Source organism: Cupriavidus sp. GA3-3 (assembly GCF_000389805.1).
Lineage (GTDB): Bacteria > Pseudomonadota > Gammaproteobacteria > Burkholderiales > Burkholderiaceae > Cupriavidus > Cupriavidus necator_D.
Genome location: NZ_KB944503.1, coordinates 216396 through 234901 on the forward strand (window position 1 = coordinate 216396; position 18506 = coordinate 234901).

Annotated in this window: 19 protein-coding genes; 11 read left to right on the forward strand and 8 right to left on the reverse strand. The window is 67.5% G+C overall.

The window, feature by feature from the left end:
• Window positions 1-302: 302 nt before the first annotated feature.
• Window positions 303-842, forward strand: coding sequence for an acyloxyacyl hydrolase (locus C265_RS27670; RefSeq protein WP_010814153.1), 540 nt, complete (start codon window positions 303-305; stop codon window positions 840-842).
• Here C265_RS27670 and C265_RS27675 read toward each other — a convergent pair.
• The 5 genes from C265_RS27675 to C265_RS27695 all read right to left on the reverse strand — a co-directional run bounded on the left by C265_RS27675 (window position 817) and on the right by C265_RS27695 (window position 6099).
• Window positions 817-1710 carry a helix-turn-helix domain-containing protein gene (locus C265_RS27675; protein ID WP_037025544.1) on the reverse strand — a complete coding sequence of 298 codons (894 nt, stop codon included), beginning with the start codon at window positions 1708-1710 and terminating at the stop codon, window positions 817-819. The genes C265_RS27670 and C265_RS27675 overlap by 26 nt on opposite strands.
• A gap of 36 nt (window positions 1711-1746) precedes the next feature.
• The gene (locus tag C265_RS27680; RefSeq protein WP_011617085.1) at window positions 1747-2736 is read right to left on the reverse strand and encodes a LysR family transcriptional regulator; all 990 of its coding nucleotides are present in this window, start codon (window positions 2734-2736) and stop codon (window positions 1747-1749) included.
• A 57-nt stretch (window positions 2737-2793) separates the two neighbouring features.
• On the reverse strand, window positions 2794-3744 hold the full coding sequence (locus C265_RS27685; RefSeq protein WP_010814150.1) for an amidohydrolase: 951 nt from the start codon (window positions 3742-3744) through the stop codon (window positions 2794-2796).
• A complete protein-coding gene (locus C265_RS27690; RefSeq protein ID WP_010814149.1) occupies window positions 3741-5078 on the reverse strand; it encodes an MFS transporter in 1338 nt (445 codons plus the stop codon). The genes C265_RS27685 and C265_RS27690 overlap by 4 nt, the downstream gene beginning before the upstream one ends.
• Window positions 5079-5154: 76 nt before the next feature.
• Entirely contained in the window at window positions 5155-6099 is a 945-nt protein-coding gene (locus C265_RS27695) for a YncE family protein (RefSeq protein WP_010814148.1), read from the reverse strand.
• Between the two features lie 252 nt (window positions 6100-6351).
• On the opposite strand from C265_RS27695, the gene C265_RS27700 reads away from it, so the two are divergent.
• The 3 genes from C265_RS27700 to C265_RS27710 all read left to right on the forward strand — a co-directional run bounded on the left by C265_RS27700 (window position 6352) and on the right by C265_RS27710 (window position 9572).
• Window positions 6352-7665, forward strand: coding sequence for a hemolysin family protein (locus C265_RS27700; RefSeq protein WP_010814147.1), 1314 nt, complete (start codon window positions 6352-6354; stop codon window positions 7663-7665).
• A gap of 317 nt (window positions 7666-7982) precedes the next feature.
• A complete protein-coding gene (locus tag C265_RS27705) occupies window positions 7983-9296 on the forward strand; it encodes a GGDEF domain-containing protein (protein WP_010814146.1) in 1314 nt (437 codons plus the stop codon).
• A 144-nt stretch (window positions 9297-9440) separates the two neighbouring features.
• Entirely contained in the window at window positions 9441-9572 is a 132-nt protein-coding gene (locus tag C265_RS27710; protein ID WP_010814145.1) for an entericidin A/B family lipoprotein, read from the forward strand.
• 94 nt (window positions 9573-9666) lie between these two features.
• On the opposite strand, the gene C265_RS27715 is transcribed toward C265_RS27710, so the two are convergent.
• From C265_RS27715 to C265_RS27725, 3 genes are all read right to left on the reverse strand, one after another.
• The gene (locus C265_RS27715) at window positions 9667-10311 is read right to left on the reverse strand and encodes a bifunctional 4-hydroxy-2-oxoglutarate aldolase/2-dehydro-3-deoxy-phosphogluconate aldolase (RefSeq protein WP_010814144.1); all 645 of its coding nucleotides are present in this window, start codon (window positions 10309-10311) and stop codon (window positions 9667-9669) included.
• Window positions 10312-10376: 65 nt separating this feature from the next.
• A complete protein-coding gene (locus tag C265_RS27720; RefSeq protein WP_010814143.1) occupies window positions 10377-11312 on the reverse strand; it encodes a sugar kinase in 936 nt (311 codons plus the stop codon).
• Between the two features lie 13 nt (window positions 11313-11325).
• Window positions 11326-12594: an amino acid deaminase gene (locus tag C265_RS27725; RefSeq protein ID WP_010814142.1), complete on the reverse strand. Its 1269-nt coding sequence runs from the start codon at window positions 12592-12594 to the stop codon at window positions 11326-11328.
• 224 nt (window positions 12595-12818) lie between these two features.
• Between C265_RS27725 and C265_RS27730 the strand changes: the two genes are divergently transcribed.
• From C265_RS27730 to C265_RS27760, 7 genes are all read left to right on the forward strand, one after another.
• Window positions 12819-13724 carry a MurR/RpiR family transcriptional regulator gene (locus C265_RS27730; protein ID WP_010814141.1) on the forward strand — a complete coding sequence of 302 codons (906 nt, stop codon included), beginning with the start codon at window positions 12819-12821 and terminating at the stop codon, window positions 13722-13724.
• A 2-nt stretch (window positions 13725-13726) separates the two neighbouring features.
• Window positions 13727-15199 carry an amidohydrolase family protein gene (locus tag C265_RS27735; RefSeq protein ID WP_010814140.1) on the forward strand — a complete coding sequence of 491 codons (1473 nt, stop codon included), beginning with the start codon at window positions 13727-13729 and terminating at the stop codon, window positions 15197-15199.
• A 52-nt stretch (window positions 15200-15251) separates the two neighbouring features.
• The gene (locus C265_RS27740; protein ID WP_010814139.1) at window positions 15252-15644 is read left to right on the forward strand and encodes a RidA family protein; all 393 of its coding nucleotides are present in this window, start codon (window positions 15252-15254) and stop codon (window positions 15642-15644) included.
• A gap of 110 nt (window positions 15645-15754) precedes the next feature.
• Complete coding sequence (locus C265_RS27745; protein ID WP_010814138.1) at window positions 15755-17116, forward strand: GntP family permease; 1362 nt, start codon at window positions 15755-15757, stop codon at window positions 17114-17116.
• A 490-nt stretch (window positions 17117-17606) separates the two neighbouring features.
• The gene (locus C265_RS27750; protein ID WP_010814137.1) at window positions 17607-17759 is read left to right on the forward strand and encodes a hypothetical protein; all 153 of its coding nucleotides are present in this window, start codon (window positions 17607-17609) and stop codon (window positions 17757-17759) included.
• 144 nt (window positions 17760-17903) lie between these two features.
• Window positions 17904-18110 (forward strand): type II toxin-antitoxin system VapB family antitoxin, encoded by a 207-nt coding sequence (locus C265_RS27755; protein WP_010814136.1) that lies wholly within the window; start codon window positions 17904-17906, stop codon window positions 18108-18110.
• A complete protein-coding gene (locus tag C265_RS27760; RefSeq protein WP_010814135.1) occupies window positions 18107-18487 on the forward strand; it encodes a type II toxin-antitoxin system VapC family toxin in 381 nt (126 codons plus the stop codon). Before C265_RS27755 ends, C265_RS27760 begins: the two co-directional genes overlap by 4 nt.
• Window positions 18488-18506: the final 19 nt, after the last annotated feature.

The following is an 18506-nucleotide window of genomic DNA, read 5'->3' on the forward strand; positions in this document are numbered from 1 at the left end:
TAGCACGATTATTTTTTTCTTTGTCCCGACGCAGAGCGCCGGACGGGCGCTCGACCACGCTTGAACAAATCCGACCATCGCAACGTGGCCTCGCGTGTACTACAAATAAGGCAGGGAGGCAGCGCATGTGCAAGCTGGCGCCCGCCGTGGCGGCCGGCTCATGCCTTGCCGGACAACAACGCAGCACCTCTTCATCCGTGCTTCCCATGCGCCGACACGAACCAGAAGCCAGACAAGACCGCCGTGTGAGTTGTTCCTCGTTCCATCCCCCCCCGCCCTGCCGACATGCGTGGCAACAGCGGGTGCGCCGCACCGTCGCCGCGGGCCTGCTTGCCCTGCCCTTGTGCCTGGCAGCGACGGCACGCGCCGCGCCTGCCGTGCAGCTTGGCTACGGCTTCGACGATGGCCACGACGTGCAGAAGGCGGAGGTCGCCATGTTGTGGGATTCGGGCTTTGCGTGGGGCAATCCGCAAGGCTGGCAGGTCGACCTGCAATGGGAGGTCAACATTGCGCGCTGGCGCAGCAGCAGCGACAACCAGCCCAACGACCTATGGGAGTTTGGTGCCTCGCCGGTGGTGCGGATCGCATGGTGGCGCCACACCTGGGTGCCCTTCCTCGAGCTGTCGGTCGGGCCGCGCCTGCTGACCAGCACGCACACCTCGGCCAACCACGACATTTCCACCGCCTTCCAGTTCTCGGAGTACGCCGGGATCGGCTTGACGGTGGGCAAGGACCGGCGCTTTGCCGCGGGCTACCGGTTCCAGCACCTGTCCAATGGCGGCATCAAGGACCCCAATCCCGGCACTACCTTCCACGTCATTTACCTGCGCTACCGCTTCTGACAGCGGCCGCTGCAGCCCCGGCCTGCGCTTCAAACAAGGTGCGGGTGGCGTCGTCAGCCGGGAAGAAGCACTCGATGCGCAGCTCCTGCAGCGTGATGTCCTGTGGAATGCCGAGCGTGGTCAGGGTCGAGAACAGCGACGCGCGGAACGCGCCCGCATGCAGCACCACCGGCAGCAATGGCGCCGGCGGGCCATCGGTGCCGTCGTCCTCGGGCAGCAGCGTGCCGCCCGGCCCGACCATGTCAGGATGCCAGGCGGCGATGCGCCCGAAGATCTCGCGCGCGGTCTGGTCGTGGGCCTGCACCTGCAGCTCCTGCCACACGCGCCGCAACAGGTAGCGTCCAACCTGGCGCGCGTTCTCGATCACTGGCCACAGGCCCTCCGGATCAAACACGGTCAGCATCAGGTTGATCCTGTGGCTGCCTTCCGTGAGCGATGCCGGCTCGCGCCCGCCCAGCAGGGTCTCGAGCATGCGCCGGTAGGCCGGGTTGGCATCCACCAGGTTCCAGAAACGGTCCAGCACCACGGCCGGGTACGGCTCCTGCTTGGCCAGGATCAGCGCGATCGCCTGCTGCACCATCTGCAGCGGCGGCGAAGCCAGCGCGTGTTCGCTGTAGGCCGGGGCAAAGCCGCCGGCCAGCAGCAGCCGGTTGCGCTGGCGCAGCGGCACGCCCAGGCGCTCGGCCAGCGCCAGCACCATTTCACGGCTGGGGCGGGCGCGGCCGGATTCCAGGAAGGAGATGTGGCGCTGCGACACCCCGGCGGCCAGCGACAGCGCCAGCTGGCTGTAGCCGCGCTTGCTGCGCCAGTAGCGCAGCAGGCCGGGGAAGTCGAGGGTGGCCTCGGAGGCTGGGGTCAGCGTGTCCATGGCATGCATTACAGCATGCACCGCGGCGTATGACCATTACCTTGCAGGTAATGGCTCCAATTCAGTCATCGCCTGCGGAGCGCCGGGCCCCGCCGCGCGCACCGCGTCGATCAGCAGGCGCATGGCCGGCGTCGCGGCCCGCCGCCGGCGCAGCACAATCCCATAGGGGACCAGCCGCCCGCGCATCGCCACCGGCAGGACCGCCAGCGCACCCAGGGCGACGAAGTACTCCGCGATCGCGCCCGGCACGACGGCAATGCGGTCGCTATCCGCCAGCAGCGGCAGCGTGCCCATGATCGACGAAGTCTCGATGATGTCTTCCGGCAGCGGCACGCGGTTGTCGCGGAAGGTCTGGTCGATGATCTGCCACATCGGCACCGCCGCTGGCGGGATGATCCAGGGATAGCCGGCCAGGGAAGCCAGCTTGACGCCGCGCTTGCCTGCCTGCGGATGGCCGGCGCGCGCCACGATGGCCAGCGACTCTTCGAACAGTGGCTCGAAGTCAAGATCGTCGGCCACCGTGCCTTCGGGAATGCGTCCGATCACCACGTCCAGCGCATCCTGCCGCAGCGCCTGTACCAGTACGTCGCTGGTATCGACCTGCATCACGATATGCAAACGCGGATAGCGTGCCTTGAGCGCGTTGATGACGCCCGACAGAACGGAAGGCACCGGGGCCAGGATCGAGCCGAGCCGCACCTTGCCCACCTCGCCCGCGGCGATGGCGGCAAATTCATCGTGCAGGGCATCCAGGTCGGCCAGCACCACGCGCGCATAGCGGATCAGCGCCTCGCCGAACACCGTCGGCTCGATGCCGCGCGCATGCCGCGTGAACAGCAACGTGCCGACCACGCTCTCGAGCTCGTGCAATGCCTTGGTGACGGCTGGCTGGGACAGCGCCATCTGTGCCGCGGCGCGCCGCAGCGAGCGGTGCTCGGCAAGGGCAAGGGCCAGGCGCAGATGCCGCATATGCAAGCGTTTGCGCAGGGTGGCGGCACTGGAGAGGGTGGCTGGGAGGTCTGGCATGGTGGCCGGGCTGCGGCGAAGATAGGACTTATAGCATGCTTGTGCCTGCCGCTGGTTCTAGGCCAGCTCGGACGGCCTTGGAACATTGATCCGATAGAACCTGGCCGCATTGCCAGCCAGCACGCGCTGCCTGGCGACGGGATCCGGCAGCGCCTCGCACACCGTGCCAAGGATCGTGCCCAAGTCCGCGCTCAGGCCCGACACCGGCAGGTTGCTGCCGAACATCGCCCGCTCATGCCCGAATATCGCCAGCACCTCGCGCACGATGCCGCGGTTGCCCTGCGCATCCCAGCGCCCGCCGGCCAGCCCGAACTCCGACAGCTTGACCAACACATTGGCGCAGGCGGCCAACGCCTCCATGCCGGCGCGCCAACTGGCCAGGCCCTCTTTCGAGCGGTCCAGTGGCAGGCCCGCGTGATTGAGCGCGATCGGCACGCCCGGCAAGGCGGCCGCCACCCGCGCCGCCTCGCGCAAATGCCAGAACGGTACCCGCAGATCCCACGACAAGCCATGGCGCTCCAGCCGCGCCAGGTCGTCCAGCCAGGCCTGGTCCTGCATCGACCCGGGCCGCCCTGCCACTGACTCGCCCTGCGCCGCGGCTGTCAGCGGTTTGCACCGGATCCCCCTGACCCGCGCGAAACCGGCCTGGCGCGCCAGCAGCTCCGCGCATCCTGGAGTGCCGAACGGCGCGTAGGCCACCACCGCGGCAGCCATGCCGGGGCGCCAGGCCTGGCCGTGCAGCCACGCGGTCTCGTCGACGGCTTCGCGGCGGTCGCGTTCGGCCTCTACGTGCACAGTGGCCAGCACTGTGACGGCGCTAGTGTCATGCGCGTACTGCGCCTCAAGGTAATCGCTGCGCAGGGCCTGGTAATCGCCGAGAAAGAAGCTCTGTGGCCGGTATTCGTCCTGCAGCCAGGGATAGCGGCCGCGCCCGAGTTGCCACAGGTGGTGGTGGGCGTCGACGATGGCCAGGCCTGCGGGCAGCGCGGCAGTTGTTACGCTGCTCATCGGCACCGCCTCGGCAGCGTGGCGGCCAGGGCGCCGGCCATCACCAGCGCGGCGACCAGCAGGTAGACACCGGCGCCCGCGCTGACGCGCTCGATCAGCACGCCCGCGGCATAGGGACCGCAGAATCCGCCCAGGTTGCCCAGCGCATTAATCACGCCGCGCGCCACGCCCGCGTGCTCGGCGGCCAGCAGCCGTGGCGGCAGGGTCCAGAACACCCCCGCCGCGGACTGCAGGAAGAAGCCGCTGCCGACCAGCAGGCCATAGGACAGCCAGGTATTGTCGTGCCACCAGACCGAACCGGCCAGGCAGGCGGCGAAACCCAGCAGCGGCCAGACCACGAAGTCCTTGCGCCGGCCGGTGCGGTCGGACAGCGAGGAGATCGCGAGGATGCCGGCCATGGTGCCCAGGTACGGCAGCACGGCCAGCATGCCGACCTGCCCCATGCCGCCTCCGGTCAGGCCCCTCAGGATGGTGGGCAGCCACAGCGTGTACCCGTAGATCCCCATCTGGTAGAGAAAATTGACGGCGATCAGGCGCCAGATCACGTCCTGCGACAGGATGTGCGCCAATACCGCCCGCGTGCCGGCCGCGCCCTGCCCCACGCTTGCGCCAGCGGCGGCTGCCTGCTGCTCTTCCTCGCGCAGGCGGGCCAGCAGATAAGCCTTCTCTTCGGCGGAAATCCAGCGCGCCTGCTCCGGCCGGTCACAGGCCAGCTTCCACCACACGCCGAGGCAGGCCAGCGAAATCAGGCCTTCCACGATAAACAGCCAGCGCCAGTCGAGCGCCGCGATTACCAGGCCCGACAGCGGCGCGGTGATGACGCCGGCGATCGGCACGAACAGGATCACCAGGGCGTTGGCGCGTCCGCGTTCGTGGTCGGGAAACCAGTTGCCGACCATGGTCAGCACCACCGGCAGCATGCCGCCCTCGGCCACCCCCAGCGCAAAGCGCAGAATCAGCAGTTCGGTCTCGTTGCGCACCAGGCCGGTCAGCACGGAAATGACGGCCCAGGCCAGCATCGACCAGGCGATGAAATTGCGCCCGCTGCCGCGCACGGCCAGCTTGCCGCCGGGAATCTGCAGGAACAGATAGCCGACAAAGAAGATGCCGCCGGCCAGGCCGGCCATGCTGGCGCCGATACCGAGCGCATCGCCCATCCCGCCCGGCATCGCGAAGGCGATATTGACGCGATCCATGTACGAGACGATGCAGACCATCAGGATCGGCGGGATGATGCGCCACCAGCGCTGGGCTGGAATGCTGGCGGCACCGGTGAGTGGTGTCGCATCGATGGCGACCGACGTGCCGGCGCCGGCTTGGTCCAAGCCTTTCATACTCTGTCTCCGTATGGATTTCCGGGTATGGGCCGCTGGCATCCGCGCTGCCTTCGCGGCCGTGAACGCCAGTTGACTACCGCGTCGGCAAAGCCAGGATGGCAAGACCGTCCGGTTCCTTGCCGGTGGTGAAGGCATGGCGCAGGGCCAGGCCAGGCAGGTCAAGCTGGCCGACGGTGTGGTCGTTGAGCGCGATATAGGCGCGGCTCGGGTCAGCCGGATGGAAGGCGAGCGCAATCGGCCTGGCGCCGGTGTCGACCCGGCCGGTTTCGGCGAGCGTGTCGGGGTCGAAAACGCGGATGCTGCGCTCGCCGTAGTTGAGCACGAACAGGCGGTCGTCCGGCGACCAGTAGATGCGGGTGGGATCCTCGCCGGTCGGCACCGTGCGCACCGCTTCCATCGTGCGCGCGTCCAGCCGGGTCAGACTGTGATCGTCGCGGCTGGCGACGTAGAGCGCCGCTTCGTCGCGGCTCAGGCAGCAGCCCTCGGGGCGCCTGCCGGCGTACGCCGCGCGCGGAGCGCGGGTGGCATCGTAGGGGTGGACCAGTGTCACGGTATGCGACAGCAGGTTGGTCACGTAGGCACGCTCGCCATCGGCCGACAACACGAACAGATGGCTTTTCACCCCGCCCGCGGGCACGGCGCGGTCAGGCACGGGGTGCTCCAGCGGCGCCTCGAACACCACCAGCATATTGTCGCGCTCGCTCAGCGCGTAGACGCGTCCTTGCCGGTCGATCTGCAGGCCATGGATACGGTGATAGGGCGAGCAATCGAGCCGTGCCCCCACTGCGCCGCGCATCAGGTCGACCGCGATCACCGCGGCGCCGCCGTCGCCGGCGTGCGCGAAGGTCTGCACGCCATAGTGCCCGACGTAGCCGCACAGGCGCTCGCGGTCCACCACGAATTCATGCGGATAGTCAGGCAACTGCACACTGAAGCGGCGCTCGCCGCCATCCAGTTCGTAAGCGCTGAAGCTATGGCCGAATTTCTCCACCAGCACGGCCGTCCATTGGCTTTCCATTCTGTCTCCTTGTGATTCGCACGCCTGTAGGCTCCAGGCTGTTCGGAAGGCGGCACAGGTGCTGCCATGGGCGGAAGTCTGGCGCAGCCAACGATAACTATCTATTGAATATTAGGTATCGAGCTATCTCCATTAGTTATCGCCACGCCAGGCGGAGGCGCCACCATCACCTGCACCGGGGAACCGCCGGGCCGTCATGCGCGGATGGTATGCTTGGTGCTTTCAACTCACACGCAAAGAGCGCGTACCCTGATGGAAATTGCCATACTACTGGCGCTCATTCTGCTTAACGGCCTGTTCGCGATGTCCGAGATCGCGCTGGTCACGGCCCGTAAGGCACGTCTGCAGCGCCAGATCGAGAACGGTGACCGCGGCGCGATTGCCGCGGTCCAGCTGGGCGAGGACCCCACGCGCTTTCTGTCCACGGTGCAGATCGGCATCACGTCGATCGGCGTGCTCAACGGCGTGGTCGGCGAATCCACGCTGGCGCAGCCGCTGGGCCTCTGGCTGCAAGGCTTCGGCTTGTCGCCTAACACCTCCGGCTATGTGGCAACCGCCATCGTGGTGGCCGGCCTGACCTACTTTTCCATCGTGCTGGGCGAACTGGTGCCCAAGCGCCTGGGCCAGATGGCGCCCGAAGCCATCGCGCGGCTGGTGGCGCGCCCGATCGGCTGGCTGGCGGTGGCCTCCACCCCGTTCGTCAAGCTGCTGTCCAGCTCAACGCGGCTGGTGCTGCGGCTGCTCGGCACCAAGGTCGACCGCGGCCCGGGCGTGACCGAGGAAGAAATCCACGCGCTGCTGGTCGAGGGTTCCGAAGCCGGCGTGATCGAACAGCACGAGCACACCATGGTGCGCAACGTGTTCCGGCTGGACGACCGCCAGCTGGCATCGCTGATGGTGCCGCGCGGCGATGTCGTGTACCTGGACGTGGAAGAGACGCTCGATGAAAACCTGCACCGCATCGAAGAATCCGACCACTCGCGCTTTCCGGTCGTGCGCGGCGGCATGCACGACATCATCGGCGTGGTCAGCGCGCGCCAGCTGCTGGCGCGCCGGCTGCGCGGCGAGGAAGCCGACCTGAAGGCCGCGGCGCAGCCGGCGGTGTTCGTGCCCGAGAGCGTGACCGGCATGGAGCTGCTGGAGAATTTCCGCGGCTCCGGCGGCCAGATGGCCTTTGTCATCGACGAATACGGCGAAGTGCTGGGTCTGGTCACGCTGCAGGACCTGATCGAGGCCATCACCGGCGAATTCAAGGCCGACGCCGCCGGCGAGGAATGGGCGGTGCAGCGCGACGACGGCTCGTGGCTGCTCGACGGCCTGATCCCGATCCCGGAACTGAAGGACCGCATCGGCCTGCGCCAGGTGCCCGAGGAAGAAAAAGAGCGCTACCACACCCTGTCCGGCATGCTGCTCCTGCTGCTGGGCCGCCTGCCGCAGATCGCCGACAGCGTGCAATGGGGCGACTGGCGCTTCGAGATCGTCGACATGGACGGCAAACGCATCGACAAGGTGCTGGCCGCGCGCCTGCCCCCGCAGGAAGGACCTGAGGAAGAGACCACCGGCTGATCAGGGCCAGCCCATCCGCCGCTGCCGGATTCCGGCGGTGGCGTCAATCCAGGATCACGGCCAATTCCGGCCATATTGATCCATATCAAGTTGCAGGTTGCGACCAAGTCACCTTGGCGCAATTTGCAATGTTCCGCACCTTCCCCTTCGCTTATGATCGGCCTGTGCGGCCCGCATGCGGCCGTGGCAGGCGTGGATTACCAAGGCCTGACGACAAGCGCCGGCGGCCGTCCCAGCGGCAAGCCGAACGACCAAATCTGATACCGGGGAGACGCGGGCAGCGCACGGCCTTCAACAGGCTGCCCGCAAGACCATCCATGCATCCTGATGCCGATGACAACGCCGCGGGCGCGCCTGGCGCGATGCAGCCGTCCGCCCTGGTGTCCGCGCTAGCGGCACGCCGCTCCGGCACCGGGCAGCCAGCGACGATCCTTTCTATCCGCCTGGACCGGTTTGCCAGCGCCTGCGAAACCCTGGGGCCACGGCGCGCGGCCAGGCTGCAGGCCATCGTGCAGGCACGCATCGCCTGCCTGCTGCCGCCCGGCGCCATCATGCACTGGATGGCGCCGGCAGACCTGGTGGTCATTACCGCGCTGCCGGACGGTGAGCCCGACCCCGGCCCGGTGGCCAGCCGGCTGGCCGACGACCTGTCCCGGCCGTTCGCGCTGGAGGGCTTCGAGCTGTTTATTTCGTGCAGCATCGGCGTGGCCACCGACCATCCGGATATCCCGGCGGAACGCAGCCTGCAGCAGGCCCTGGACGCCATGCTGCGGGTCGATCGACGGGGAGGCGACGGCCTGGCGCGCGCCGACAAGCCCGCCGCGCCACCGACGGCGCCCCTGCTGGCCGCCCTGCCCGACGCACTGGAGCGCGGCGAACTGAGCCTGCAGCTGCAGCCGCGCGCCGACTTCGCCAGCGCCGTGGTCAGCGGCTACACCGTGCGGCTGCGCTGGCACCATCCGGCGCTCGGGCGGGTGGCGCCGCAGGATTTCCTGCCGGCGGTGGAGTCGCTGGGGCTGGTCGGCCGGATTGGCAGCTGGCTGCTGGAAAGCGTGCTGCCGCTGGTACGCGCCGCCGAAAACGTGGCCCCGCTGCAATTCACCCTGCTGGCCTCCAGCGCCCAGCTGCACCGCCCGCAGATGGTGGAGGCACTGGCCCAGGCCATCGACGCAGGCGGCATCGCACCGGACCGCCTGTGCATCGAAGTGTCGGCCAGCGCGGTGCCGGCCGACGCCGACATCATTGCCCGCTTTGCCGCCCTGCGCCGGCGCGGACTGCAACTGACGCTGGGCGATTTCGACGACAGCCCGGGCTGCCGCCAGTTGCTGGCGGCGCTGCACCCGGACCGCGTCACGCTGGACGCGCGCCGGCTGGGCCATGCCCCCCGGCCCGGTGATTCCGCCAACCGTGCCGACAGCCTGCGCGCCGCCTGCCGGCTGGCCCGGGGCGCCGGCGTGTCGGTCTGCGCCAAGGGGATCGAGACCCGCCAGCAGCTCGAGGCGGTGCGTGCCTGGGGCTGCCACAGCGTGCAGGGCTACCTGCTGGCGCAGCCATTCCCTGCGACCTGGCTGCTCCAGACCCATGCGGCAATCCAGCAGCGCGCCCGGGAACTGCTGGCGCCCCACGCCTGAGAAGCGGCTGGCGTTGCGCCCGTTGCACGATTTACAAATTGGCACATACCAGATGTCAAACCCGCTCACAGCAGCGGTAAAATCGGCGCAAATCCCTCAATCCCTGAATCTCTCGATTCTTGAAATCCTCGAAAGGAGCCCGGCGTGAAGAAAGGTTGGATCTGGTGCGTTTTGTTTGCCACACTGTTGGCTGGATGCAACACGATGGCGGGGCTCGGCCAGGACATTCAGCGCGGTGGCCAGAAGCTCGAAAGCTCGGCGGACCGTCACAAGTAAGCCGCCAGCCCCCCAAGCCTGATGCGGCCCGGACCGCGTCGATATGAAAACGGCACGCCGCATGGCGTGCCGTTTCTCTTTGCGCTGCCGCTGCTCAGCGCTTGTTGCGCAATGCCCTGGCCTGCTCGGCCAGCGTGCGGATGCGGCCCCAGTCGCCACTGGCAACCGCGTCCTTGGGCACCACCCACGAACCGCCCACGCACACCACGTTCGGCAGCGCCAGGTAGGTCGGCGCCAGCGCGGCGTCGATGCCGCCGGTCGGGCAGAAGCGCAGCTGCGGCAGCGGGCCGCCCAGCGACTTCAGCATCGGCACGCCGCCCGCTGCCTGCGCCGGGAAGAACTTGAGGAAGGTGAAGCCGGCTTCCAGCGCCGCCATCGCCTCACTGGCGGTGGCCACGCCCGGCAGCAGCGAGATGCCCGCGCCCTGCGCGCCCTCGGCCAGCGCCGGGGTCAGGCCGGGCGAGACGGCAAACTGCGCGCCCGCATCGCGCACGGCGTGCAGCTGCTCGACGTTCAGCACCGTGCCGGCTCCGACGCAGGCCTGCGGCAAGGCTGCCGCCACCGCCTTGATCGCCTCCAGTGCCACCGGCGTACGCAGCGTGATCTCAAGCAGCGGCAAGCCGCCGGTGACCAGTGCCTCGCTGACGTGCAGGGCCTCGTCGACCGAGTGGAATTCCAGCACCGGGATCACCGGCACGTCGGCAAGGCGTTGAAGCAGCGGGGAAGTCTGGTTTTGCATGGCTGTCTCGGAGTAGGGAGTGCAGGAGCAGGGTTTCAGGGAAGCAGGAGTTCAGGCCAACCGGGTCATGCGATCACCGACACCGACTGCGCCAGCCGGCCCAGCACGGTCTGGGCGTCGGGGATCGGCGCCACCGCGCCATAACCGGTGGTCGACAGCGCGGCAGCCACGTTGGCATAACGCGCCGCCTCGAACGGGTCGGCACCCGCGGCCAGGCGCGCAACAAAGCTGCCGCCGAAGCAGTCGCCCGCCCCGGTGGCATCGACCGGCTTGACCGGATAAGGCGGCACCAGCGCGCGCGACTCTGGCGTGGCCACATAGGAGCCCTCTTCGCCCAGCTTCAGCGCGACCAGGCCGATGCCGCAGCCCAGCAGGTAGTCGACGATGGCGTCGCGGTCGTCCAACCCGGTCAGCACGGTGATGTCATCCCAGCTGGGCAGGCACACGTCGGTCAGCATCAGGGCCTCGCGCATGATGCCGCGCGCGCGCGCCAGCGACCACAGCCGCAGCCGCAGGTTGGTGTCCAGCGTGACCTTGGTGCCGGCCTTGCGCGCATGCTCCATCGCGTCCAGCCCGGCATCGCAGGCGCTGGTGCTGATGGCCAGGCTGATGCCCGACAGGTGCAGGTAGCGCGCCGCGGCGATCGCGCCCAGCGGCAGATGCTCGTGCTGGTAGCGGCTGGCAGCAGAGCCTTCGCGCAGGTAATCGAAGCGGTGGCCGTGGTTGTCGTGCGAGACAAAGTAGACCCCGGTAGGCGCGCTCGGGTCGACGCGCACGTGGCGGGTATCGACCCGCTCCTGCGTCCATAGCGCGCGCAGGCGCTCGCCGAAGGTGTCGGCACCGACCGCGCAGATATAGCCGGTGCTGGCGCCCTGGCGCGCAGCGGCAATGCAGAAGTTGGAAGTGTCACCGCCAAAGCCTTGCAGGTAGCGCGACGGATCGTCGGGCTGTTGGTTGAACTCCACCAGCGGTTCGCCGTAGGCCAGGATATCGATGCTCATGGGGCTGCCTGCCTCAGAAGAAGGTTTGCACGATGTCGATCACGCGCATGTCGCGGTCCAGCACCGGGATATGGCGCCACTTGTCGAAAGTCAGGCACGGGTGCGAGATATCGAAGGCGATCATGTCGCCGACCTGAACGTCGTCGCCAGGCTTGACCTGCAGGTAGGCGTGCTGGTCCATCATGCCGGTGACTTCCCAATGCGCGGGGACGTCCACCAGCGCCTCGGTGCCAGGCCGGTACAGCCGTGCCGGGATCGGCATGCCGGCGTCGAAGGCCGCATCGCGCTTGCCCATGCCGATGATGACGCGGTCCGGCTCGGGGATCGACTGCACATAGGCCCACAGCTGCAGCGCCGGCAGCAGGCCCTCGCGCATCTTCTGCGCGACCGGGTTGCTGGCCAGGATGCGCTGCTGCGCGGCGCGGTAGATGCCCACGTCATGCGTCAGGTAGCAGCCCGGGCGCAGCACGATGTCGATCGGCGCGCCGATCTCGGTGCGCGCGAATTCCTCGGCCACCACGTCGTACCAGGCCGAACCCGCGCCCGACATCACCACCGGGCTGCGGCCGAAGCGGCCTTCCTGTGCCAGCTGCCGCGTTACCGCCACGGTGCGCTGCAGGAACTTGCGGATATCGGCTTCTTCCTTGAGCACGCCTTCATAGATCTCGACGCCGGCCAGCGACAGCGCCTGCGGCCAGCGCGCCAGCGCGTCCAGCACGGCCTGCTGCTGCGCGTCGTCGCGTACGCCGGTGCGCCCGCCTTCCACGCCCAGTTCCAGCAGCACCTGCAGCTTCTGGCCGCGCTCCTGGAAGAACTTGCCGAGCTGGTCGACCAGCGCGGCCGAGTCCACCAGCGCGAAGAATTCGAAATCCGGATCGCGCAGCAGGTCAGCGATGATTTCCATATTGCGCCGGCCCACCAGCTGGTTGGCCATCAGCACGCGCTTGACGCCGTGCGCATGCGCGGCAGCGGTCTGGTGCGCGGTGGCCAGCGTGATGCCCCACGCGCCGGCGCCAAGCTGGCGCGCAAACAGCTTGGGCGCCATGGTGGTCTTGCCATGCGGCGCAAGCTGCACGCCGTATTCGTTCATGAAGCGGCGCATCCATTCCAGGTTATGCGCAAGCCGGTCTTCATAGAGCACCGCGGCCGGCAGGCTCAGCTCTTCCCGCAACAGGTTCCAGCCGGTCTGGCCGGCCGCATCCGGGGCGATCGGGGTCTCCATCCGTCCCAGCGCCTTGTTGAGCGGATCGATCACGCCAGCCTGATACTTTATTTCACGCATGCTTGTCATCACCCTGAAAAAATCTGATTGACGTAATGATAGCCCTGAAAATAAGATATTTCATCCTTGTTATAAAGTAACACGCAGATGCCCGGAAGGGCTAGCCGGGACCACGCGACTGGCATCCGCCACGTGCGCCAATCACTGTTATAGCCCCTGCCTGCAAGCACCGCAGTTTTCGTCACATTTCGATCCGACCCGTCTTCCGACCAGACCTGCCGCCCATGACTGCGCCCTTCGACATCCTGACCCGCATCGCCGAGCGCGGCCCCGCGCTGCGCCTGGCCGAGCAGAAGGTGGCGCAGGTGGTACTGGAAGACCTGGCCGGCGCGGCCGCCGCCAGCATCAATGAGCTGGCGCGCAAGGCCGGCGTCAGCGAGGCCAGCGTGACGCGCTTTGCCAAGGCCATCGGCTGCCGCGACGTGCGCGACCTGAAGCTGCGCCTGGCGCAGGCCACCGCGGTGGGTGCGCGCTTCCTGCAGCCCGGCAGCGTTCCCGCCGGTGAAGCCACCCCGGCCACACTCGCTGACAGCATCCACGCCGACATCCTCACCGCGCTCGAAGTCAACCGCGGCATGATGGATGCGCAGCGCATCGAACAGGCCGCGCGCCTGTTGCTCGGCGCACGCATGGTCTACGCTTTTGGCATGGGCGGCGGCTCGTCGTTCATGGCCGACGAGGCCCGCCATCGCCTGGCGCGCCTGGGCCAGCCGGTGGCGAGCTACCAGGACGCGCTGCTACAGAAGATGGTGGCGGCCACGCTGGGCCGCGACGACGTGGTGCTGGCCTTCTCGGCCAGCGGCCGCGTGCCGGAGATGCTGGCCAGCTGCGATATCGCGCGCGAGTACGGTGCCCGCCTGGTGGCCGTGACCGCGCTGGGCTCGCCGCTGGCCGCGCGCGCCGACGTGCTGCTGCCGGTGCGCACGCTGGAGACGGATTTCATTTTCAAACCGTCGGCATCGCGCTACGCCATGCTGATGGTGCTGGACGTGCTCGCCACGCAATGCGCGCTGTTGCAGCCGGACCAGAGCAAAGAGCGCCTGCGCCGGCTCAAGTACGTGCTGGACAGCCACCGCGGCGAAAGCGGCCCCGCCCGGGGCCCTGACAGCCGCCAGCCGCTCGGAGACTGACCATGCCACACCTGTTCGATACCCTGATCCGCTGCGTCACCCTGATCGACGGCTCCGGCGCCGCCGCACGCCTGGCCGACGTGGCCCTGCGCGACGGCCGCATCGCCCGCATCGATGAAGCCGGCGCGATCGATCCCGACGCCGCCTCGCATGTAGTCGAAGGCGACGGCCTGGTCCTTGCACCGGGCTTTGTCGACGTGCATACGCACGACGATACCAACGTGGTGCGCCAGCCCGAGATGACGCCCAAGCTGTCGCAGGGCGTGACCACGGTGGTGGTCGGCAACTGCGGCATCAGCGCCGCACCGGTGACGCTGGCGGGCGAGCCGCCCGACCCGATGAACCTGCTCGGCCATGCCGACGCCTTCCGCTACCCGGATTTCAAGTCCTACGTCGATGCGGTGGAAGCCGCGCAGCCCGCGGTCAACGTTGCCGCGCTGGTCGGCCATACCGCGCTGCGCAGCAACCATATGGACCGCTTCGACCGCGCCGCCACGCCGGAAGAAATCGCGGCAATGCGCGCGCAGCTGGAAGAAGCGCTGCAGCACGGCGCGCTGGGCCTGTCCACGGGCCTGGCCTACGCCAACGCCTTCAGCGCGCCGACCGATGAGGTGCTGGCGCTGGCCGAACCGCTGGCCAAGGCCGGCGCGCTCTACGCCACCCACCTGCGCAGCGAGTTCGCCGAGATCCTCGACGCCATGGACGAGGCCTTCCGCATCGGCCGCCATGCGCGCGTGCCGGTGGTGATCTCGCACCTGAAATGCGCGGGCGTGGCCAACTGGGGCCGCAGCACCGAGGTGCTGGACGCGCTCGACGGTGCGCAGCGCTGGCAGCCGGTGGGCTGCGACTGCTACCCCTACACCGCCAGCTCCTCCACGCTGGACCTGAAGCAGGTCACCAGCGACTTCGACATCATGGTGACCTGGTCCGAAGGCGCGCCCGAGATGGGCGGCCGCCTGCTGGCCGATATCGCCGCCGAATGGCAGGTAAACCTGCACGAAGCCGCGCGCCGGCTGATGCCCGCGGGCGCGGTCTACCACTGCATGGAAGACGCCGACGTCGACCGCATCCTGAGCCATCCGGCCACGGTGGTCGGGTCGGACGGGCTGCCCAACGACCCGCTGCCGCATCCGCGCCTGTGGGGCGCCTTCCCGCGCGTGCTGGGCCACTACGCCCGCGACCGCGAGCTGTTCCCGCTGACGGTGGCCGTCAACAAGATGACCGGCATGTCCGCCGAGCGCTTCGGGCTGCAGGAGCGCGGCTTCGTGCGTGAAGGCTACTGGGCCGACCTGGTGCTGTTCGACGCCACCACCATCCGCGATGCGGCCAGCTTTACCGATCCCATGCAACCGGCCGAGGGCATTGCCGCGGTCTGGGTCAACGGCGAGCTGTCATGGCAGCAGCGCCAGGCCACCGGCGTGCGCGCCGGCCGGTTCCTGCCGCGAGGCTCGCGGCCTGAGTTCGGCGCCGCCTGACCGGCGCGCTGCCCTCCTTCCTTCCCATATCCAACCCATCCCAGGAGTACCCATGGACATCAAACGATTCGGCGTCGAAGGCGGCACCGGTACCGGCGGCCAGCACATGCCCTTTGCCCGCGCGGTCGCGGCCGACGGCTGGCTCTACGTCTCCGGCCAGGTGCCGATGGTCAGCGGCGAGGTCATCGACGGCGGCATCGTGCCCCAGACCCACCAGGCCATCAAGAACGTGCTGGCCATCCTGGCCGAGGCCGGCTACGGCCCGGAGCACGTGGTGCGCTGCGGCGTCTGGCTGGACGACACGCGCGACTTCGCCTCGTTCAACAAGATCTTCAAGGAATACTTCGGCGCCAACCCGCCCGCGCGCGCCTGCGTGCAGTCGAGCATGGTGGTGGACTGCAAGGTCGAAGTGGACTGCATCGCCTACAAGAAGCCGGCGGCCTGAGCCTGCTGCCTGCGGATTGCGTGCCCTCTCCCGCTACCGCGGGAGAGGGGAAAAACTAAAAACTAACCCCTGCCGCCACAAGCGGCCTTTTTTCCACACAAGGAGACTATATGGGTGCCGTCACCGGAACCACGCTCTTGGTGTATGCGCTGATCGCAGTGATCGCACTGGTTGTGCTGATCGCGCGCTTCAAGCTCAACCCCTTCATTACCCTGGTGGTCGTATCGGTGCTGCTCGGCTTTGCCGTGGGCATGCCGATGGGCGACATCGTCAAGTCCTTTGAAGCCGGTGTCGGCGGCACGCTGGGCCATATCGCGCTGGTGGTCGGCCTTGGCACCATGCTCGGCAAGATGATGGCCGAATCCGGCGGCGCGGAGCGCATCGCGAACACACTGATCGATTTCTTCGGCGCGAAGAACGTGCATTGGGCGATGGCCACCATCGCCTTTATCGTCGGCCTGCCGGTGTTCTTTGAAGTGGGCTTCGTGCTGCTGGTGCCGATCGCCTTCAACGTGGCCAAGCGCACCGGCACGTCGATGGTGCTGGTCGGCATCCCGATGGTGGCCGGCCTGTCCGTGGTGCACGGCCTGATCCCGCCGCACCCGGCCGCGCTGCTGGCGGTGACCGCCTATGGCGCCGACATCGGCAAGACCATCATGTACGCGCTGATCGTTGGCATTCCCACGGCAGCCCTCGCCGGCCCGCTGTTCGCCAAGCTGATGGACCGCTACGTCAAGCTGCCCGAGGTCAACCCGCTGGCGGACCAGTTCACCGAAGAGGATGAGCGCGTCAAGGCATCGCACGAGTTGCCGGGCTTCGGCATCACGGTGTTCACCATCCTGCTGCCCGTGATCCTGATGCTGATCGGCAGCTGGGCCGACCTGTTCACCACGCCCAAGACCTTTGCCAACGACTTCCTGAAGCTGATCGGCAACTCGGTGATGGCGCTGCTGATCGCCGCGCTGGTGAGCTTCTACACCTTCGGCAAGGCGCGCGGCTTCAACCGCGAGACCATCCTCAAGTTCACCAACGAGTGCGTGGCGCCCACCGCCATCATCACGCTGGTGGTCGGCGCCGGCGGCGGCTTTGGCCGCATCCTGCGCGACTCCGGCATCTCCAACGCCATCGTCGACGTCGCCACCGGCGCCAACGTGTCGGTGCTGGTGCTGGGCTGGCTGGTGGCGGTGATGATCCGCATCGCCACGGGCTCGGCCACGGTGGCCATGACCACCGCCGCGGGCATCGTCGCGCCGATCGCCGCCAGCGTGCCGGGCACCCGCCCGGAACTGCTGGTGCTGACCACCGGCGCCGGCTCGCTGATCCTGTCGCACGTGAACGACGGCGGCTTCTGGCTAGTCAAGGAGTACTTCAACATGACCGTGACCCAGACCTTCCAGACCTGGTCGGTCTGCGAAACCATCATCTCCGTGGTGGCACTGCTGCTGACGCTGGGCCTGGCCACGCTGATCTGAGCGTTACCTCCCGCGCCCCCGCCCCGGGGGCGCGCCGGGCGGCCCCGGCAGGCCCCGGTATCCACCGGGATTGGCTTGCCTGCGCGGGCCATCCCAAGCTTCATGGCCGTGACTGCCGTCGACGGCATGGGCGCGGTTTACGAAAGCCGCACGTGCATTTTCAAGAGTCGGCGATTTCTGGATCCGCTGCATGGATTCAAACTTCGCCCGCCCCTGGAAATGCGACAGCTCTCATCGATTCCCCTGCACCGACAGCAAATACTGGTGGCGTCATCGGATCACCGATGATCGGGTGTGGAAAGCCCGGATGCCTGACGAGGACAGGCGTTGCGCTTGCAGCATGCAACGCCTGTGTGCTCGCATGGTTCCATGGCGGGCCAGCCGCAAGGCTGGCCGGCTCCACCTCGTCAGACCGGTCTTTCCACCCTCGTTGACTGGCCCGCCGCCCTCACGTGGAAAGGAGTGGCGCGCACTCACCAGTGAGGAATCAATGACGACGATCGATAAGATGACTAACGAATGCTTGCAGCAGGTCCGCGCTGGTATCGACGGAGTTCTCGTACTTCTGGATCACGAAAGCGAACGCTCGGAGGGCAGCTTCAGCGCGCTTTGCCTGCTTGGCATGGTGAAGGGCGCAGCTTGATGGACTGCTGGCCGAACGGGAGCGGATGCTGTAGCGGCGCGTTGGTGTGACGGAGCAGTCACCATCACACCATCCTGCGGGCAACCTTGCCCAGATGCTTTTTTTGATGCAAAATAACATCAAATCTGAGGCACGGAGCATGCTATGCGCACGACCGTCACTATCGATGACGCCCTTTATGAACAAGCACTAGAGATAGCCGACCCTGGCATGGACAAATCTGATCTTTTTCGTGAGGCAATCAAGACTTTCGTGCGGGTGCAAGCAGCCAAGCGCCTCGCGGCGCTGGGTGGCACCGCGCCCGACATGGAAGATGTGCCACGTAGCCGCATGGAACCCGAATCGAAATGAGCGTGCTCGTCGACACCTCTGTGTGGGTGGATCATTTCAAGAACCGCAATGACGCACTGGTCAGTTTGCTCGTGTCGGATCAAGCACTGACCCACCCCATGGTCCTGGTCGAACTAGCCTGCGGCACGCCCCCGGCACCGCGTGCGCGGACACTCGGTGACATCGGGCTGTTGCAGCCCGCAAGGCAGGCCAGCCTGACAGAGGTAATGGCGTTCATCGAGCACGAGAAATTGCATGGACTCGGTTGCGGCCTGGTGGATGTCTCATTGCTGGCTTCCACTTTGATCACGCCAGGCGCACGGCTATGGACACTGGATCAGCGTCTCAACGACTTGTCAGTGCGTTTTCGTGTGGCGCATCGACCCAAGCTTCACTAGCAGGCTGCTGAAGTACGCC

Bases quoted from the DNA above. Each gene is read 5' to 3' on its own strand.
- C265_RS27700 (WP_010814147.1), top strand. From the start codon at position 6,352: ATGGAAATTGCCATACTACTGGCGCTCATTCTGCTTAACGGCCTGTTC.
- C265_RS27695 (WP_010814148.1), bottom strand. From the start codon at position 6,099: ATGGAAAGCCAATGGACGGCCGTGCTGGTGGAGAAATTCGGCCATAGC.
- C265_RS27740 (WP_010814139.1), top strand. From the start codon at position 15,252: ATGGACATCAAACGATTCGGCGTCGAAGGCGGCACCGGTACCGGCGGC.
- C265_RS27705 (WP_010814146.1), top strand. From the start codon at position 7,983: ATGCATCCTGATGCCGATGACAACGCCGCGGGCGCGCCTGGCGCGATG.
- C265_RS27760 (WP_010814135.1), top strand. From the start codon at position 18,107: ATGAGCGTGCTCGTCGACACCTCTGTGTGGGTGGATCATTTCAAGAAC.
- C265_RS27685 (WP_010814150.1), bottom strand. From the start codon at position 3,744: ATGAGCAGCGTAACAACTGCCGCGCTGCCCGCAGGCCTGGCCATCGTC.
- C265_RS27690 (WP_010814149.1), bottom strand. From the start codon at position 5,078: ATGAAAGGCTTGGACCAAGCCGGCGCCGGCACGTCGGTCGCCATCGAT.
- C265_RS27715 (WP_010814144.1), bottom strand. From the start codon at position 10,311: ATGCAAAACCAGACTTCCCCGCTGCTTCAACGCCTTGCCGACGTGCCG.
- C265_RS27675 (WP_037025544.1), bottom strand. From the start codon at position 1,710: ATGGACACGCTGACCCCAGCCTCCGAGGCCACCCTCGACTTCCCCGGC.
- C265_RS27730 (WP_010814141.1), top strand. From the start codon at position 12,819: ATGACTGCGCCCTTCGACATCCTGACCCGCATCGCCGAGCGCGGCCCC.
- C265_RS27745 (WP_010814138.1), top strand. From the start codon at position 15,755: ATGGGTGCCGTCACCGGAACCACGCTCTTGGTGTATGCGCTGATCGCA.
- C265_RS27750 (WP_010814137.1), top strand. From the start codon at position 17,607: ATGACGACGATCGATAAGATGACTAACGAATGCTTGCAGCAGGTCCGC.
- C265_RS27725 (WP_010814142.1), bottom strand. From the start codon at position 12,594: ATGCGTGAAATAAAGTATCAGGCTGGCGTGATCGATCCGCTCAACAAG.
- C265_RS27755 (WP_010814136.1), top strand. From the start codon at position 17,904: ATGCGCACGACCGTCACTATCGATGACGCCCTTTATGAACAAGCACTA.
- C265_RS27735 (WP_010814140.1), top strand. From the start codon at position 13,727: ATGCCACACCTGTTCGATACCCTGATCCGCTGCGTCACCCTGATCGAC.
- C265_RS27680 (WP_011617085.1), bottom strand. From the start codon at position 2,736: ATGCCAGACCTCCCAGCCACCCTCTCCAGTGCCGCCACCCTGCGCAAA.
- C265_RS27720 (WP_010814143.1), bottom strand. From the start codon at position 11,312: ATGAGCATCGATATCCTGGCCTACGGCGAACCGCTGGTGGAGTTCAAC.